Genomic DNA, 18,764 nt, shown 5'->3' with positions numbered 1-18,764 from the left:
AAAATCAATAAGATTCTAGACAGTCTTTTTCAGGCCAAATCCCGGCATTTTACCTTTTGAATTTTTATTCATTCCGATTGAGAAAGAGAGTTTTTTGTGCTATCGTTATTCAATCATTATGAAAAAGCGTCATTTTTTTTGCTTAAAGACATTTCTCTTCGTTATCACAGCGGCATTATTTTTCAGCTGCACAAAAACTTCTGAAGGCAAAAAGGAAAACGAAACTCTCTCACAGCTCACTTCCCTGCTTGAAGACCCCACAATTTCCGCACAGTCACGATATGCGGTCATCAACAGAATTGCAAATCTCTTCTATTCACAGGGCCGCACGGACGACATGGTTCTTTTTCTCACGGACTGGGTAGAAACTCATCCGGGAGACACATACGATTCATACTGGCTTTTCATGGTCGCATCAAATTACCTCAAAAGCGGGCAGGAACCTCTCGCCGAATATTACTACGAAAGAATCATCAACAACTTCCCGGATTTGCTTGTAAACGACGAATCAATTCACTTTACCTGCCTCCAGCACTTGATCCAAATCAGCAAAAGCTCTGAAAACCGAATCAATTACTTCAACCGAATCATCTTGAATTTTCCGCAGAAAGTAAGCATCACCGAAATGTACATAAGGCTCGCACTTGAATACGAAAATGCCGGAGAATGGGACATGGCTCTCAAATCTTACGCACTTTTTCTGGAGCAGCCCGATTCATCAACAATTCAGATTGCAGGCCTTCCAAACGCATACACAAAGGCCCGTCAGACCGTCGATTTTTCAAAATCAACAAAAGACTGGACTTTCAAAAGCCTGAGCGAGCTTGAATCCGCCGTCAAAAAAGCAATTTCTTCATATAACTGGCGTGCCCTTGACCGTTACCGTTCAAAAGTCAATTTCTTTGCGATGAGCTGGAAATCAAGCGAATCTGACCCGAACGCGCTCGAAAACTTCTCGATGCACAACTTCATGCTCGGAAACCGAATCCGCTACAACGCCGAGCTGGACGAAAGTTCCACACCAACCGAAGCATACCTTCGCACCTGGGGCTGGACTTCTTATGTAAATGTCTGGTATCTCTATTTCCGAAAAGTCGATTTCCCGGCCGACCCTGAAATTCACGGCCGCTGGGAATGGGCAGGAATTTACTTCGGTGAAAAGCTCTAAAGCCCTGTTTTTTCTCTCTACATTCATTTTTTCATCTTTTCTTCAGGCGCAATCCGTGCTCCCAGAAGATTTCGTTTCACTCTTTGAAAAAGTTGAACTGGAAGAGCTTCCTCCCGCAGATGAATATTACATCGACGACTCGCCCCTTCATCAGATTTTAAAACTTTTTGATGAAGAAGATTTTGAACGACAAAAGAGATTTCTGGAGCAAAAACAAAAAAAAATCATCAGGAACACCGGCGGAATCGAAATTCCGAACACAAAATACGCGCAGAACATGATTCATGATTATATCGCGCGTTACATGACGAATTTCGGAAAGCAGAATCTCTATAAAATTCTCGATGAAGGCGAAATTTATCGTCTGTATGTGCGGGAACAGCTTAAAAAACGGAATATGCCCGCCCTTCTCGAATATCTTCCTGTAGTCGAAAGCGAATACAAGGCGACCGCAAAATCAAGAAGCGGAGCAAGGGGAATGTGGCAATTCATGGAAAACTCCATGTCTCCTTTTCTTAAAAAAAATGAATGGTTCGATGAGAGGCTTGACCCTTGGAAGAGCACTGATGCGGCCCTTTCAAAGCTTCAGGACAATTTCCGCGTTTTCAAGGACTGGCCGCTCGCAATAGCCGCCTACAACTGCGGAGCCGGTGCAATGAAACGAGCGCTGGCAAAATCAAAAATAAAGACCTTCTGGTACCTCGCAGAGCACAAAATGATTCCCGAAGAGTCAATTCATTATGTTCCGAAACTTCTTGCGATTACAGAAATTTCAGAGCACGGAGATGAATACAAAGTAACACTCCCGGTCTTAAACGAAAGCCTGCATTCAACGCCATTCGATTATGTGACCACAAGAACAGAATTCTCGCTCGAAAGACTGGCCTCAGAAATCAGGCTCGACTATGAGGTTTTGCAAAAGCTCAACACTGCACTTCTAAAAGAAAAAACTCCTCCTTTTGAATATAAACTCCGGCTCCCGCAGAACATGAAGAATTCCACGGAAGACGCAATCATCGAAATTGGAAAATAACGCCTCATCCGAAACACGCGCCACAGAGCACAACTCGCTCACTCTTAACGATTTTTCTCACCTCATTTTTCAAGTTTCAATTTTTGTTTGCCGAAAATAAAAACGAAGAACTTTAAAAAAAGGAAGAGAATCGTGAGAAGTAAATTTTTATCTTCACTAATTTTATGTGCGACACTTGCAGGAAACAGTTTTGCCGCAAACAATGGAAAAATCATCTCTTCGAACAGTGTAATCGACTGGTCAAAATCCAGTTTTGTCTCTGAGGTAAGCCTCGATACAGAAAAGGCCGGAATCAGTATGCCGTCCGGAAAAAGGGCGGCCATCAATTTTGTTGAAGTCAAACTCCCGGAACTCATAAAAGACCCGCTTTTCTCGCTATATGTAAATTCAAGCCAGCAGCTCGGAGATTTGGTACTTCAGGACGCAATCACTCTGGATCAGCTCACAAAAATCATCGATGAAGGCAAGAAATCACCGGGATTCTTTACCGACGGAACTCTCACATTGAAAACAACGCACTCAATCAATTTGCATGAAATTTCATCATTAATGATTAAGCATCATTTTCCGTACAAAAATGCTAAACCGATTGAGAATGTCGCTTCACGCGCCTACACAGGAATCATAATCGACGCAAGGGGAGAGCTGGATGTGCACGGCGAATTCATGTCTGATTCAGCATATCCTTGTTTTTTCCCGCAGCTTTGGGATGAAAACATGAACTTAATCTACGAAAGAAACATGGGGAACCCTGAAGTCGAATTCAAAAACGGAATGCTTGGATATGACTGGCGTGACGATGAAAGTTATTATCGCAACAGAGTTGGTTCAGATCCGCTCAGAATAAAGGCCCGAAAAGTTTACGGTCATCTCAGAACGGACCCGGTAATCTCACGGGAAGATGCCCTTAAAATTCTCTCAGTGCCAGAAAACCTTAAACTTTTGCAGGAAGGCAAGGTTGTAATCCTTCTCAATGAAGAGAACCTCAAGTATTCGGTACAAAAAGAGCAGACCCGTCAGGATTATTACGCTCCATTCCTTGAAATCAAGAGCTATTTCCCTGATAACGAAGAAGCACCGATTATCCTTCCAAGAGGCGACAAAATCGAAATTCTCTACGATTTGAAATTCGTTGCGGACAGTTCACGGCTTCTCGAATCGGAACTTCCGAAAATGCAGAATCTCGCAGCAGCACTCAAAGCCTTCAACCGGGATGAAGCATACACGATTCTGATTGAAGGACACACGGCAGATGTAAATAAACCGCAAGGTCAGATGAATCTTTCAATCGCACGAGCAGAAACAATCGTGAACGAACTGATTAAAAACGGAATCAGTCGCTCAATACTCAGCTACAAAGGTTACGGCGGAACACAGCCTATCGCATCGAACGCAACCCCTGAAGGCAGGGCACAAAACCGTCGTGTAATAATTACGGCCCGCCCGAAAGCGACATACATTCAAAGATACTAGCGGGGCCGCCTATGAAGAAAATTCATTCATTTATACTGACCGCACTTCTCTCCCCTTCCCTCTTTGCCGCAACATTTTTCTCAGGCGAAACCGGCGGTGCAGCGACTTTATCAAACGAAGATTCCAGGGGCTTTGATCCGGCACTGTATCTAGATGGATTTTTTGCAGGCCAGCTCACAGTTTCAGACACATTTTCCGGCCGCGCAGAATTCTCTCTTTATACAGATGACATGTACAAAAACGGAATCACGCAGGAAGCAGAAGATTCAGTATTCCAAATTAACGAACTTTCTTTAACGGCAACTAAATCTTTCCTCGGAATGACACATACGCTCAGTTTTTTTCTCGGCCATTTTGAGACAATCGGAAGCCAGCAGTACATTACGAGACATCTTGGAATCAAAAGCTACTCATCAATGCTGACCGAAACATATCTCGGACAGACAGGAGCCATCATCTATCCCGCATACGGTCTTGGCGGATGCTACTCGGCAACCTTTAAGGACAAACCGGTCAGTGCGGCATTCATGTTCGCTAAAATCAAGAAGAATTTTGAAGATACAAAGCAGTTGAACGCAGATTTTAGATTTGCATGTGCATATCAAAATCTGAAACTAGACTGGCTTTTTGGAGCAGGCGCCCCTCTTTACACGATAGAAAATGAAGGCACTGAAAACGAACGGGAAGTATTCCTGCTGATTGACACGCTTTACTTTCACACAGGTTTCGACATGCTTCTCGGAAACGAAGACGCATTTTTTTCACTTTATTCACAATACGGACTGGAATATTACCCTGTCAGGAACACGGACAATGCGAAATATCCCGACATCAGCAAAATTCACATTCTTGCTGAACCAAGATTTAATTTCAAAAAATGCAAAATCCGCTTGACCGCATTCAATATGCCGGAAAAAAGGGCAAAAAAACTCATTTTTCTTGATGAGAAAGACACCTTTGGCGCAAACCTCTGTATTTTTTCAGACCGACAGCATACAAAAAAAACAAATTACAGCATCGGCGCAAATCTGACAGGAACCTTTGAGGAAAAGCACATAAATGACCTTGAAGACAAAGATTTGCTTGATTCATTCAGAATAAAACTCTGCCCGTTCGCAGACATTGAAGCAGGCGGCGGAAAACTGAAAATAATGCCACAGATTGGCTTTTCAAAGCTCGCAAAAAATGAACCCGATGCAGTAAAAATCCACATCGGGTATAAAAAAGAATTGTAATAATTGGGCGTAACCACCGCTTTTCAAGCGGCGGTCGGGCTATCCGGGGTTCCGTGCTAACCGCACTACATTGCTACGCAACGGCTTCGCCGCCCCTTCTATCCCTTACGCATTTACTACATCTCAAATTTACTGAGCCGCTTGCAGGCTTCTTCGATGTCGGCTTTGTGACCGAATGAGCTGAAACGGATGAAAGACTCCCCGGCAGGACCGAAACCACTGCCCGGTGTAGTTACGATGTGGCACTTGTCCAAAATTGCATCGAAAACTTCCCAGCTTTTCTTTCCAGGGAATTTTGCCCATACATACGGACCATTGCCTGTAAAGAATGCTTCGACGCCCATTTTCTTGAAATTCTCGCCGTCAAGTGTTTCCTTGATTTTGTGACCGTTGGCAAGGTAGTAATCAACCTGAGCCTTCATGTCCTGCAATCCCTGCTCATCCAAGGCTGCAAGACCGCCTGCCTGTGCGACATTTGAAGCACCATTGAAAAGCGTGGTCATTACGCGGTTCCAGTCTTTGTTTACGCTTGAACTGTCTTCAAATTTAAGCTCGTTCGGAACGATTGACCAGCCCAAACGGACACCAGTGAATCCTGCCGGCTTAGAGAATGAATTGACCTCGATTGCACAAGTTTTCGCACCTTCAATCTCGTAAATAGTTTTTGGAAGATTTTTGTCGCGAATGAACTCACAGTATGCGGCATCAAAAATGATGATACAGCCATTTTTATTCGCAAAATCAACGAGCTTTTTAAGCTGGTCTTTTGTTGCAACTGCACCAGTTGGATTGTTCGGTGAACAGAAATAAATGAGCGTATTTGGCTCAACTTTGCTCAAATCAGGGAAAAAGTCATTTTCTGGAGAACATGGAAGATAAGTGATTCCATTGTAACCTGTTCCGTTGTTTTCGCCGGCAGCCCCTACAACAACGCTTCCGTCAACATAGACAGGATAAGCCGGATCCTGAACAGCGACTTTTACTTCACGACCAAAAAGTGTCTGGATTCGTGCGATATCGCATTTTGCACCGTCAGAAATGAAAACCTCGCTTGCATCAACAAGGCCTGGATAAAAGACTTCAGCAATTCGTGCCCTTAAAGCAGAATTTCCCTGCTCATCTCCGTAGCCAGAGTAGCCTTCTGGAGTGGCAAGAGCAAGACAATATTCGCTCATTTTTGAAGCAATATGTTTTGAAAGAGGTTCAGTGGTGTTTCCAATTCCAAGGGAAATGATTTTTGCTTCAGGATGAGAAGCGACATATTCACGGCGGCGGCGGGCAATCTCCGGGAAGAGATAACCTGCGGTCAAATTTGCAAATCCAGTATTTCGTTTAATCATAGTAAGACTATTTTAACGAAATACAGAAAATTGTAAAAGGGGATTTTAAGGGTAGGGAGCGAGGAGAAGGCTTTCCCCTACGCTATTATTTCAATCTTTAAATCCGCTCCATTCACGAAGCTTTGCGACATTCTTAATCAGCGCGTCAATTTCTTCTTCTGTATTATAGAAGTAAAGGCTTGCGCGTGCGGTAGCTGTTTCGCCAAGATATGCTCCCAAAGGCTGGGCACAGTGATGACCTGCACGGATTGCGATGTTTTCTTCACTTAAAAGAGTTGCAATGTCATGTGGATGAACGCCGTCAACCGTAAAAGTGACGATTCCGCATCTCTTTGTGCCATCCTTGTTGCCGATGATGTTCACATGAGGGATTTTTTTGAATCCTTCGATGAGACGGACAGCAAGTGCGTTGTCGTGCTCGGTAATTGTTTCGAGTCCGACAGACTGAATGTAGCGGATTGCGCTAGCCATTCCAACGGCATCACCTGCGCTAACGGTTCCTGCCTCGAATTTATGAGGAACTTCAGCCCAGGTCGCGCTAGTTTCGGTAACATATTCAATCATCTCACCACCGCGAAGGAAAGGCGGCATTGCTTCCAAAAGCTCCATTTTTCCCCACACGGCACCAATTCCCATCGGACCGCAGAGTTTATGGCCGCTCATCGCAAAAAAATCTATGCCCAAATCCTGAACATCAACCTTAATATGAGGAGTTGACTGAGCACCGTCAACGACCATTACGGCTCCATTTTCGTGTGCAATTGCGGCAATCTTTTTAATCGGGTTTGTCGTTCCCAAGACATTTGAAACATGAGTCAGCGAAACGATTTTCGTTTTAGGCGTGATTTTTGCATATTCACTTTCTGGGATTTCGCCAGTTTCCTTATCGACATACATGAATTTTAAGGTCGCACCCTTAGTCTGGCACACGAACTGCCATGGAAGAATGTTTGAATGATGCTCCATAATCGAAATGACAATTTCATCGCCAGAGTTAACATTCGCCATGCCGTAGGTATTTGCAATGAGATTCAAGCCCTCGCTTGTATTTCGCGTAAAAATGATTTCTCGGCTTGACGGAGCATTGATGAATTTGGCAACGGTCTCTCGTGCATCCTCATAAGCCTTTGTTGCCCTCTCGCTCAAAGAATAAAGTCCGCGAAGAGGATTTGCGTTCTGAGTCGCATAAAAGTGAGTCATCGCATTTAAAACAAGGTAAGGCCGTTGAGCAGTAGCAGCCGTGTCGAGATATATTAGACCTGAGTTATCAGCAGAATTTTTTTCATCAATCGCCTTGAAAAGCGGAAAGTCATTTCGGTATTTATTCATAGAAACAATTATAGAATTTTTTGCCTAAATTGAGAAGTGGTTTTACCTACTATTTTACTATGTTTTTATAGAAAAACTAATATCTGCTCACTGCTACCTGCTAACTTTTTAACCGATAATTTAATATGAAGAAAATAATTTGCCTTCTTTCCGCACTGTTCTCTCTCACACTTCTTTATGCTGATTCTGATTTGACAAAACTCCGTCACAATCCCTGGGAGTTGATAATTTACCGACCTGAGAACAAGGAAGATTTCAATTATGTGCGATGTTATTTGCGTATTGAGGATAAAAACGGCAACGATGTAAGTAAAACTAAGGTCAAGGCGACTTACGAATGGGCAACGATTCCGAATATTGTGAATCATTATAAGAACCAGCCTTTTCTGGACGGCGGAATGGCAATGCATCTGAACCTGAAACCCGGAAAATATCGTTTTTCAGTCTATACACCGCCAGAAAGACAAAAAGGTTTCAAAGTCACTGAAGGAATCGCGAACAAAAATCAGTGGGAATCGAATGTTTTCGAATACGATACGGAAAATCCCGCAAAAGTAATCTTCGTTACGCCTGTAATCAACGACAACGGATTTTATACAGGCGAATGGCACATCGATTTCAAAGCCCCCCGATTTTTTAAGTGGAGTGAAGGGAAAATTAAAATTAGCAATTAGCAGTGTGCAGTGAGCAAGTAGCAGTTAGCAATGTGCAGTTAGAAGCTTGTTCCTGCTGAAATTCCGTACACAATCCGGTTTTCGTTTATTGACGGATTTGGGCGATAAATGACTTTGTATCCGACCGTGAATTGAAATCCGCTGTTTGCTAGGAATCCTGTGTTCGGAGAGAGATACAAATCGCCTGAGAACTGAATTGCGTCAGAATAATCTGATTTTTTTGAATTTTTGAAGATTTCTTCAGTCCGCTTTATATCCCACATTTCATCATGAGTATACGAAAGTTTTCCTGCGTAAGTCACGCTCAAAACAAATCGCTGCATGAAGAGCGAAACCGCCGGAATTCCCTTGTGAATCTCAAAATCAGCAAGGTAGGCCGTTACGCTTGTGGCAGCCGTATACTTGTGTGACGGGAAAATTTCTGCCGAAAACGAAAATGGAACTAAAATCGGGAATCGAAGCTGCAACGCCGCACCCGCATTCACATATTTGTCAGCAAAAATGCGCTTTTCTGTATCACGGTAAGAACAAAGCACAAATGGCTGCAAGGCAAATCCCGCATAATCAAACACGCCCGTAGAAATTTTGTGAATGTTTGAAAACTTAACGAAAGCAAGTCCGTCTGCACTTTTTCCAACAGAATCATCACGCCCCTTCTCAAGCTCCTCATCACAAATCTGCCTTCCGTAAAGGAACATTCCCTGAGTTCCTGCACCGAAATAGCTGACTTTTCCGCGCCAAAGATATTTCGTAAGCTGAATATTCTCAACGCTCTGCATGAATCCTTTTTTGTCAAAAAGACAAGTTCCGCTCAGTGAATAGCCGAAACTATCATCTCCGCCCGAAAGTCCAAGTTCAAGTCCGCCGTTAGAGTAAATTGGATCATAGCCCGCTGAAAAAGAAATCTGCCTGTCACCCCATGGATTTGTCGAAACAAAGGTCAGGCCGAAAATCGAATTCGAATCTGTCTTAAAATCATGACTATAAGAAGGAACAAAGCCCAAAAGCGGCAAAAAAACGCCCCGTTTGTAATATCTGAAAGGATTATAAGAAATTTCCTGATGAGATTTTTCCAAATTTTGCAAAGAATCAGAAGGATTTTCGCTTAAAGAATCGCTTGCAGAAGCCTGTACATTCCCTTGCCTTCCAGCGATTTTTACGGCTTCAAAATCATCAGCACGCATTTCGACACGATAGAGCGGAGTTTTTTCATATTCAGCGGCAACGAGATACACCCAAAAAGAGCGTTCTGCTTCATCAGAATCAGCTACCTCATCAAAAAGATTTACAACAGATTTTTCAACAAAGGCATCAATCACACCGGCAAAGGCATTTTCTTTTTGCAAAAATGCAGTCGCACCCATTGATTTCCGGTCAATTTTCAAAAATCCGGCACGAGAAAGCATCTTTCCGCCCATTCCAAGTTCTGCCCATGTAAAAGACAGGAAAATCGATTCAGAATCAGCCTTAACGCAGTGCAAATTATGCAGAATCAGATTCCGACTTTCATTCTCGCCCGGCAAATCAGAAAAATCATATTCAAAAAGAACATTTTCTGAATCAAACAGCCGGACTTTCCATTTGAGACTGTCCTTGATTATCGCTGCATAAAGATTGTTTTCGATTGAAATAGGACCGAAAGGAAGCTCGTCATTTTTAAGAAGAACGGCAGCATCGCCCTTTGCAAATCCACCTTCAATCTCAACGGAAGCGAGCTCCATTTTATCGTCTTTGAGCCTGAAATATCCGTCGCGGTGAGCATTCAAATCATATTCTTTATAACGGCCTTTTTTCAAATCATATTCGGCAAGCACACACTTTTCATTTTTCTTTAGAATCGTTCTGCTCAGGGCAAGTTTTTTGCCATCCGGAGAAAATGAAACGCGGCTAATTCCCGTGATTGCAAGCAGTTTTTTATTCTTTTTGACTTTACCATCACCGTCAATCGTCAAAAGCCTGAGAGAAGAAGAAGGCGTGTCAAAATAAGCGATTTTCAACTCGCCGTTTTCGCTGTCGGAATAAGAATCTAAAGCCGTAACCCGCGATTTTTTCTTTGAGAGAAGAGCGGCATTTTTTTTAGCGGCGGGAACACTCAAGGTCTTTTCAAAATTTTTCCAGACTTCAGTGATTTTGATTCCATAAGTCTTTTTGAACACACCGGCGACAAAACTCAACGAAAGGCTTGAACCGGCATTTTTCCAGAATTCGGCATATTTTGACATTCCGTAAGTTTCCTGAAGATAAGCGGCAAACATGGAGCCAAACATATACGCGTCAGTTCCGCCCGGGTAAGTGTCCCTGGTACCCGTAACATCGCGCCATGATGGAAAATGACCTTCAATCACGGACTGATTGACCATCTGCGTAGAAAAAGGGTCATTTAAGCGACCGCCCCTGCCCTTGCTCTCAAAAGAGACCGTCGCACCTTCAGCCCAGAATGTCGTAATTGAAAGCCATGCCGGAGTCACCATGTCGGAAATAAAGGAAAGCTTTTTCATGACTCTGCCCTTCATGTTATAAGTGACCGCATGAGTCAATTCATGGTAAAAAACTTTCTGAATCGTGTTCTCATACATATCAAGGCTTTCTTCTGGCAAAGTATCATAGAGAACGATACGATTGTAAGGAACAGCCGCATAATAGGCATTCAGGCTTTCGACCGAACGCGTGATTGTGACAGGAAACCGTTGATATGCTTCAGTTTCAAGAATCTTCGTAATTTCAAGATAATAGTCATCGCAGACAGCCTCAATTTTTTGAGCCGATTCGCGACATTCAGCCGGAAAAATGATGTCAAAAAACTCAGTGCGAATCACCTGAAGCGGCGAAGAAGAATCAGCAAGCGCTCCCCCCAAAGAAAAAGCAGGGATAACGCAAAAAATAAGAACAAAAATCGATAAAAAAAGCGAACGGAATCGATAAAACATAACTCAATTATAATGCTCAAAACCCCAGTTCGCAAGATTCAGCATAAGTCTCCAAATTCAACCAAATGAATATTCCGTTTTCCGTTTTCCGCTCTCCACTTTCCGTTTTCCACTTAATTTTTTTCTGCTTTCTGTTTATAATGTTTGGCCATGACCGATTTATCAGATTTGAAGAACGAACTGAACCCGGAGCAATACGAAGCCGTCATGACAATCAACGGCGCGATTCTTATCATTGCAGGGGCAGGAAGCGGAAAGACGCGCGTAATCACCTTCAGAATTGCACATATGCTTGACGCAGGAGTTCCGCAGAGTGCGATTCTTGCGCTCACATTTACGAATAAGGCCGCCCGCGAGATGGCCGAACGAATCAAGGAACTCACAGGTAAAAAACTTCCTCTTCTCACGGTGTCCACTTTCCATGCTTTTGGAGTACGCATTTTGCGTCAGGAAATCGGTCTTTTGGGCTACCGCGAGAATTTTTCAATTTACGATGAGACTGACCGGAATTCGCTGATTAAAGAAACTGGCCGCGAATTACGCTACTCCCCCGAAGCGCTTGATGTTTATCAGGTCGGAATTTTGATTTCTGACATAAAAACAGGCCGCAAGCACTGGACGAGCGAAAATGAAATGTACAAGGAACTTTACGAAGGATATCAGGAAGGGCTCAAACTTTACAATGCAGTTGATTTTGATGACCTGATTACGCTTCCAATCAAAATTTTCCGTGAATTCCCGGAAGTTCTCGAAAAATACAAGGACCGTTACAAATACATCATGGTTGATGAGTTTCAGGACACAAGCCATCAGCAGTACGAATTCATGCGTCTTCTAGCCGAAAACAACATTGCCGTAGTCGGTGACGATGACCAGTCAATTTATTCATGGCGAGGAGCTGACTATCAAAACATCATCAATTTCGAGAAAGATTTTAAGAATGTAAAGGAAATTCGTCTTGAACAAAATTACCGCTCAACAGGCACGATTCTGGCGGCGGCAAACGGCGTAATCAAGCACAACACCAACCGAAAGGACAAGGAGCTGTGGAGCGGAAACGGTGACGGAAAGCCGATTGAAATCTACATGCCCGACAACGAAACAGCCGAAGCAGCTTTCATAGTCGAATCGATTCAGGGAATCTGCATTTCAGAAAAGCGTAAATACGATGATTTCTGCGTGCTCATGAGGGCAAACACCCAGTCACGGGCAATCGAAGAAGCCTTTTTGGCCGAAAACATTCCATACACGATGAGCGGCGGAACTTCATTCTTCCAGCGAAAAGAAATCAAGGACATCATCTCTTACCTTCGCGTAATCTCAAACCATGATGATGATGTGAATCTCCTGCGAATTATCAACACACCGCGCCGTGGAATCGGACGGGCAACAATCGAAAAACTCAACGAAATCGCAAAGAATCTTTCGTGCTCGCTATGGGAAGCAATAAATGCCCTGCTTGATGTTGGCGACAACGAGGCCGATTTGTTCATGTCAGGCGGCACGATTTCTTCAGAAAGCAAATATTCCGACTTCGATGACGAGGATTTTTCAGAAGGCACAAAACAGAATCTCAAAGCCTTTGTCGATATAATTGAAGGAAACAAGTCGATGCTCGGCGGCCACGGTCTTTCCAAAAAGGTGCGGGCAATGGTTGACAGCATCCATTACATGGATTACCTGATTGGCGAAAATCCCAAATCAGAAAAAGCGGCACGATTCAAAATGCTGAATATCGAAAGCCTGATTGGCTCAATTGAGCGCTGGGAAAACAATCCAGATTCAGGTGATGCAACACTTTACAATTATCTCAACCGAATCACACTTTTGAGCCGTGACGACATGGACGATGATGAAAATCTTGGAAAAGTGAACCTGATGACGATTCACGCTTCAAAAGGACTGGAATTCCCGGTTGTGTTCATCGCAGGCACAGAAGAAGGTCTCATTCCGCACGGACGAGCTGTTGATGAAGGCGGAGATGCTGCGGTCGAAGAAGAGCGAAGGCTTTTTTATGTGGCAATCACGCGCGCCCGCGATAAACTTTTGATTTCAGCCTGCCGGAGCCGGAGAAGGCAAAATTCCACCGTCGAAAGCCAGCCTTCAAGATTTCTCGATGAAATTCCGCCGCATCTGGTTCAGTATCATGAACCTCAAAAAGAAGTCGATGCAGAAACCGCAATCGACATCTTGCAGCAGATGAAAAAACGCTTCACCGCCCCAAAAGTCCCAGGCTTTTAATTGCTAACTGCCAACTCGTTCCAGAAGGCGGGGATTTCTTGACCGACACGCCAGAACGCGAGGCTGCCGATTCCCAAGTCACGGTACATTTTGCACCGGGCGACAGTGGAATCAATCGTGTCATAAAAAACAGTAACTTTTGTCTTTTTGTCGAAGGAAAAACTCAGGTCGCCGTCAGAAGATTTTTTGAACGCAGTGACCTTGTTTTCTTTCAATATGTTGTCGATTTTGAACATTCTGTAAGCTTTGCGACCCACATCTTCATTATTCCATGCGCGGGCATAAAAATGGCAGCCCATGACCAGTTTTTCTTCAGGAATTACGCTCATTGAATAATCAGCAATACGCTTGCACCATGCCATTGATGCAACAGGTCCCGGCGCGCTCGTTGACCAATGTTCGTCATAAGCCATCACGATTATGCGGTCAACGATTTCTGACAGTTTTTCGTAATTATAGGCATCTTTTTCAAGTGTTTTTGTGCGGGCAGGAATTGCGACGGTCAGCATTTTTCCTTTGAGTTTTTTCTTCAAAGTCTTAAGGAACGACCAGAAATTCTCGTCATCATCTTTCATCACAAGTTCCCAATCAATCTGAACGCCATCATAGTCTTTGCTCTCATGCACCAGCTGCTTGATGATTTTATTTCTGAGCGGCAATTTCGGGTCAAGGAGAAGATGGGTCTGAGCTTTTGAATCAACGCTTGAAACGATGTGAATTCTGCCATTGAAATTTGGAAAGCGTTCCTGACGGTTCGGAACAGGAACGAACTCACTGAAATTATTGACGGCATTCACAAAATAGCCAAGATCAGTTATCGGGGTTTGTGCTGGCAAGGATTTTTCTTCGCCAATCATCACATAGCCCCAGATTTCCCGGAAGCGGAGCTTTGTGTCTTCTTCTAAAACTTGTATTTTCTGATTTTGGATTTCATCTTGAGTTGGAATGTTTGATGCAAAAAATAGTGCTGTTGTTCTGAATAAAAGGAAAAGGAATAATTTGTTTTTGTTCACCGACATAGCTTATTATCGGCTGATTTTGACTTAGTTTTGAAAGAAAAAAGGGGGCTGGGAAAAAAGAAAACTTTTGTAAAAGTTTGCGTTTTTCCCAGTTTGATTTAGATTTTACTTGCTCTTTTTGATAGAAATGTAGTCGATGGTCATGCCGCTCTGGCCGTTGTTTGCAGGATTTTTAAGGTCGTTCTGCTGAATCTTGAGAGTGACGGTAGTCGGCTGGTCAAGCGTAAAGCTCACGACTGAACGGGTTGTAAGCTCATACTTTGAGATTGGAGGCTCTGAACCGAACACAAGATATGAATCATTGTTGATGCAGACATTGAATTTTGAGTGCTCTGAATCTGGTGCGAGGACATTCACAACGCCTTCATAAGTTCCGGCAGGGAAATTGATTTCAGCAATCGCCCATGAAGAATCATTATTCAATTTGAGGGCATAAGATTTGGAAGCATTTGCGTCACCAACAAGGGTAAAACCGTCATAATACATTTCTTCAAGCTCGATTTTAAGGGAATCACCTGAAAAATCATATTTTGGTGCTTCGGTTGCCTTTGCAGGAGCAGCCGGAAGACGGGCACCGACAGTTTTAATTCCGCCTGAAGAAGGTGTCGCTTCGACTCCATCAAAATCCTCAACCGCAGGTTTTACAGGCTTTTTTGAGGTATCTTCGAGGCTGGCAGTTGAGCCGCACGAAAAAAGAAGAGCCGATACAGAAAAAGCGGCAATCATATTCAAAATATTCTTTGTTACTTTCATAAAAAACTCCTATACCCATATTAAAGCAAAAAAAAAGCACTTATTCAATAACATAAAAAAACGGTCCGCGCAAGACGAACCGTTTCTGAGACTGGCGTGATTCGAACACGCGACCCTCTGCTTAGAAGGCAGATGCTCTAATCCAACTGAGCTACAATCTCGTGGGAGATAATATAGCACATTGCAAAGGATTTTGCAAGAGAAACTTTACTTAATCAACATGCAGTCGCCGTATGAGAAGAAGTGGTATTTCTGCTCTACGGCTTTTTGGTAGGCGTTCAGGATATGCTCTCTTCCGGCAAAAGCACTTACCAGCATAATCAGAGTGCTTTCGGGGGTGTGGAAATTTGTAAACATCTGGTTGACGCACTTGAACTTGTAGCCAGGATACATGAATATGTGTGTGGCAGACGAGCCGCCTTTTACGAAACCGTTTTCATCGCTGGCACTCTCAAGAGTTCGCACGCTCGTTGTACCGACTGCAAGAATCGGACGGCCATCTCTCTTTGCCTGATTGATTTTTTCTGCGACATCAAAAGGAATCGTATACACTTCTTCGTGCATTTTGTGTTCTTCGATATTTTCGGTACGGACAGGCAAAAAAGTTCCCAAGCCTACATGAAGCGTTACAAAAACCCGCTCAATTCCCTTTTCATCAAGACGACGGAACATATCTTCGGTAAAGTGAAGCCCCGCTGTTGGACAGGCAGAACTTCCGGTTTCTTTGGCATACACCGTCTGGTAACGCTCACTGTCAGTGTCGTCATCTTCGCGACGGATGTATGGTGGAAGCGGAATGTGACCGTTACGGCCAAACCATTCATCATCAAGACGGGATTCGAACTCAATCGTGCGAAATTCGCTCCCCATGTCATTTTCATGCTCAATGATTGTGCCGATAGAACCATCGGTAAAACGATATTTGTTCCCTGATTTTACTTTTTTTGCACCTTTGACCATTGTGTGCCACAGATTTCCATCTGGAGTCATCTGATTGAGGAACATAAACTCCTGTTCCCTGCCGCCCTGACCAGGAGTTTCAGAAATTTTGATTCCATAACAGCGGCTTCTTCGAACTTTAGAATTATTGAACACCATGAGAGTGTCTGGAGAAATCAGATTTGGCAAATCATCCATGCTCAAATGTTCGACTTCCCCAGTCTCACGATGAAGGTACATAAGCCTGTCTTGGCCGCGGATTCCTGCCGGTTTCTGTGCAATAAGTTCCTCCGGCAAATCAAAATAAAAATCAGAAAGTTTCATAGTAAATTCCAGATTTTATTTTACCGATAAACAGGCTTTATTGCAATTTACACCTTGAACTGATCAATCTGCGAGCCGATTTCAGAAATCGATTCATTCATTTTTGAAGCAATTCCATTGAGGGCAGCACCAGTCTCATTGATTTTTCTCGCACCAATAGACATTTCTTCCATACCCTGAGTCATCGTCATGGCCGCATTCTGCAACATCTGAACCTCTTTGAGAATCATCTGGTTTCCTTCAGCCATTTCACTTGAAGCATTGCGTACTTCAACAGTGCTGTCATTCATATTATGCAGTGCATCAGTAATCTGCTTACTTCCCTCGTTCTGCTCTTCCATTGCAGACTTAATCTGCATGACAAGCGCATCGGTTTCTTCAAGTTTGCGAGAAACGGACTCAAAGGCCACGCTCGCTTCCCCAGAAGCCGAAACGACAGCACCGATTGAATCACGGATTTTATTGATTCCGTCACCAATTGTCTTTGACTGTGCAGTTGATGTTTCTGAAAGCTTGCGGATTTCGTCAGCTACAACAGCAAAGCCCTTTCCAGCTTCACCAGCATGAGCCGCCTCAATTGCCGCATTCATGGCAAGAAGGTTAGTCTGGCTTGCGATTGCAGAAATTGCCACATTTGCTTCCTGAAGCATCTGTGACTGACCTTCGATTTCATTGATTCGGTCATTGACGGCCTTCTGTTTTGAAATTCCGACCTGAGAATTTGACCGCAAATCACTGAATGAATGAGCCATTTTATCCATCGACATGTTTACTGAAGAAATATTGCCAATCATCTCTTCGACAGCAGCACTTGCCTCTGTTACGCCGCTTGACTGAGATTCAATCATGCGCTCCAAAGATTCAATATTCGAAGCAATCTCGTTAACAGCCCCGGCAGTCTGGCTTACCGACTGATTCTGACTGTCAATCTGTTTTTTCATGCTGTCAATATTTGCGATAATCTGAGTGATTGAACTTGCAGTATCATCAACGCTCGCACTCATGTCAGAACCAACACTTCCAAGATTTGAATTAGAATGTTTGACACTTGCAATTATATTCTGAAGTTTTTCAGTGAAGCTGTTGAATCCCTTAACGACATTTCCGATTTCATCATTAGTAGTAACCTTAATTCTTCGGGTCAAATCAGCATTTCCGCTCGCGATTTCAGTAATTGAATTTTCTACAGCTTTTAACGGTTTAAGACTGATTGAAATAATAAACGCACTGAGGGCAATGGCAATCACAAGAATCACTGCTACAGAAATGAGCATTGAAACAGACATTCTGGTAATTGAACCAAAGAATTCATCAGCAGGAGCCATACAGAAAACAGCCCAGTCACATCCGCCACCAACAGGCCTGAAAGAAGCGACCACATCTTTGTTGCGCCACGGCTCAAAGAAGATTCGATAATTAGTATCACCGCTCATTGCAGCCCGGATAGCCTCATTCATCGCACCCGTAGTTGCATCTTTAAGAACCTGACCTTCCTCAACATATTTAACATCAGCATCAGCAACAGTTTTGCCACTCTTCATATTGATTACAAAAGGATGACTTTCCTTACCGATGTAAATTTCTTTACACATATCAGAAAGCGTTGCGCCATGGAAAATAGAACAGATAACACCGATTATTTTTGTACGACTTTCATTATAAACAGGAACTGAATACATCATGAGCAAAAGATTGTTTACAGGACTGAAAACCGGGTCCGAAACATAATGCTCACCAGCAAAAGCGCGCTTGAAATACTCACGGTCAGACAAATCAACTTCCTGACCGTCGCTCGTGATGCTCATACCGTCTGCATCGTAATAGCCGATGTTTTCATATTTTTTATCGATTTTTGCAACTTTCAGCAGCATCTGGCTTTTTTCGGCAAGAGGAACATCCGGATCCTGCAGAATCGCCATGCTTGCAAGCGAATCAAGCATCTTGAATTCCCGCTCATTTCCCAAAGCCACCTGAGAAGCGATTTTCTCTGAAATCGTGGTGATTGTCTGCTCAACCGAAGCCTCAAGCGAAGATTTTGACATGGTATAGGCAATCAATCCCAAAACAACATTGGAAATCACGACAATTAAAAGCAAAAGAAGCAGCAACTTAGTTTTAAGACTGTTAAGTTTCATTTATTACCCCTTTGAAATTTCTCATTAAAAATTTCTGAGTAATATTATAAACCAGCCTTTAAAGATTTGCACGATTTTTTTTGCGCAAATCAACTGTCTGCCGCTGTTCCGCAGCTCACTCACGCTCGGCCGCTTCGCGTCTGGCTTCGCCACTGCTCCATAGCGGAGCGGCAC

The 18,764-nt window shown here is 43.4% G+C and carries 13 protein-coding genes and 1 tRNA gene; 6 read left to right on the top strand and 8 right to left on the bottom strand.

Annotation, left to right across the window (positions count from 1 at the left end; genetic code table 11):
* The first annotated feature begins 118 nt into the window (after positions 1 to 118).
* The 4 genes from Q0Q74_RS02420 to Q0Q74_RS02405 all read left to right on the top strand — a co-directional run bounded on the left by Q0Q74_RS02420 (position 119) and on the right by Q0Q74_RS02405 (position 4,909).
* Complete coding sequence (locus Q0Q74_RS02420; protein ID WP_294428159.1) at positions 119 to 1,168, top strand: tetratricopeptide repeat protein; 1,050 nt, start codon at positions 119 to 121, stop codon at positions 1,166 to 1,168.
* Positions 1,155 to 2,201, top strand: coding sequence for a lytic transglycosylase domain-containing protein (locus tag Q0Q74_RS02415; protein ID WP_294428158.1), 1,047 nt, complete (start codon positions 1,155 to 1,157; stop codon positions 2,199 to 2,201). Before Q0Q74_RS02420 ends, Q0Q74_RS02415 begins: the two co-directional genes overlap by 14 nt.
* Positions 2,202 to 2,333: 132 nt before the next feature.
* Complete coding sequence (locus tag Q0Q74_RS02410) at positions 2,334 to 3,674, top strand: OmpA family protein (RefSeq protein WP_294428156.1); 1,341 nt, start codon at positions 2,334 to 2,336, stop codon at positions 3,672 to 3,674.
* A gap of 11 nt (positions 3,675 to 3,685) precedes the next feature.
* Positions 3,686 to 4,909 (top strand): hypothetical protein, encoded by a 1,224-nt coding sequence (locus tag Q0Q74_RS02405; protein ID WP_294428154.1) that lies wholly within the window; start codon positions 3,686 to 3,688, stop codon positions 4,907 to 4,909.
* A 116-nt stretch (positions 4,910 to 5,025) separates the two neighbouring features.
* On the opposite strand, the gene Q0Q74_RS02400 is transcribed toward Q0Q74_RS02405, so the two are convergent.
* A complete protein-coding gene (locus Q0Q74_RS02400) occupies positions 5,026 to 6,249 on the bottom strand; it encodes an LL-diaminopimelate aminotransferase (protein WP_294428152.1) in 1,224 nt (407 codons plus the stop codon).
* A 90-nt stretch (positions 6,250 to 6,339) separates the two neighbouring features.
* Positions 6,340 to 7,578 carry a SufS family cysteine desulfurase gene (locus tag Q0Q74_RS02395; protein ID WP_294428150.1) on the bottom strand — a complete coding sequence of 413 codons (1,239 nt, stop codon included), beginning with the start codon at positions 7,576 to 7,578 and terminating at the stop codon, positions 6,340 to 6,342.
* A 125-nt stretch (positions 7,579 to 7,703) separates the two neighbouring features.
* On the opposite strand from Q0Q74_RS02395, the gene Q0Q74_RS02390 reads away from it, so the two are divergent.
* Positions 7,704 to 8,252 (top strand): hypothetical protein, encoded by a 549-nt coding sequence (locus Q0Q74_RS02390; RefSeq protein WP_294428148.1) that lies wholly within the window; start codon positions 7,704 to 7,706, stop codon positions 8,250 to 8,252.
* A 38-nt stretch (positions 8,253 to 8,290) separates the two neighbouring features.
* Here Q0Q74_RS02390 and Q0Q74_RS02385 read toward each other — a convergent pair whose 3' ends face one another.
* Positions 8,291 to 11,179, bottom strand: a complete 2,889-nt coding sequence (locus Q0Q74_RS02385; protein ID WP_294428145.1) for a hypothetical protein — start codon at positions 11,177 to 11,179, stop codon at positions 8,291 to 8,293.
* A gap of 150 nt (positions 11,180 to 11,329) precedes the next feature.
* On the opposite strand from Q0Q74_RS02385, the gene Q0Q74_RS02380 reads away from it, so the two are divergent.
* A complete protein-coding gene (locus Q0Q74_RS02380) occupies positions 11,330 to 13,420 on the top strand; it encodes an ATP-dependent helicase (protein ID WP_294428143.1) in 2,091 nt (696 codons plus the stop codon).
* On the opposite strand, the gene Q0Q74_RS02375 is transcribed toward Q0Q74_RS02380, so the two are convergent.
* The 5 genes from Q0Q74_RS02375 to Q0Q74_RS02355 form a co-directional block, all read right to left on the bottom strand.
* Positions 13,417 to 14,439, bottom strand: coding sequence for a glycosyl hydrolase family 18 protein (locus Q0Q74_RS02375; RefSeq protein WP_294428141.1), 1,023 nt, complete (start codon positions 14,437 to 14,439; stop codon positions 13,417 to 13,419). The genes Q0Q74_RS02380 and Q0Q74_RS02375 overlap by 4 nt on opposite strands.
* Before the next feature lie 105 nt (positions 14,440 to 14,544).
* Positions 14,545 to 15,192 carry a hypothetical protein gene (locus tag Q0Q74_RS02370; RefSeq protein WP_294428139.1) on the bottom strand — a complete coding sequence of 216 codons (648 nt, stop codon included), beginning with the start codon at positions 15,190 to 15,192 and terminating at the stop codon, positions 14,545 to 14,547.
* A gap of 86 nt (positions 15,193 to 15,278) precedes the next feature.
* Positions 15,279 to 15,353 (bottom strand) — tRNA-Arg (locus Q0Q74_RS02365).
* Positions 15,354 to 15,399: 46 nt separating this feature from the next.
* Positions 15,400 to 16,455: a tRNA preQ1(34) S-adenosylmethionine ribosyltransferase-isomerase QueA gene (gene queA, locus Q0Q74_RS02360; protein ID WP_294428137.1), complete on the bottom strand. Its 1,056-nt coding sequence runs from the start codon at positions 16,453 to 16,455 to the stop codon at positions 15,400 to 15,402.
* A gap of 47 nt (positions 16,456 to 16,502) precedes the next feature.
* A complete protein-coding gene (locus tag Q0Q74_RS02355; RefSeq protein ID WP_294428136.1) occupies positions 16,503 to 18,590 on the bottom strand; it encodes a methyl-accepting chemotaxis protein in 2,088 nt (695 codons plus the stop codon).
* Positions 18,591 to 18,764 lie beyond the last annotated feature (174 nt).

The sequence above is a fragment of the uncultured Treponema sp. genome (assembly GCF_946187725.1).
Lineage (GTDB): Bacteria > Spirochaetota > Spirochaetia > Treponematales > Treponemataceae > Treponema_D.
This window is presented reverse-complemented; position numbering and strand designations above follow the sequence as displayed.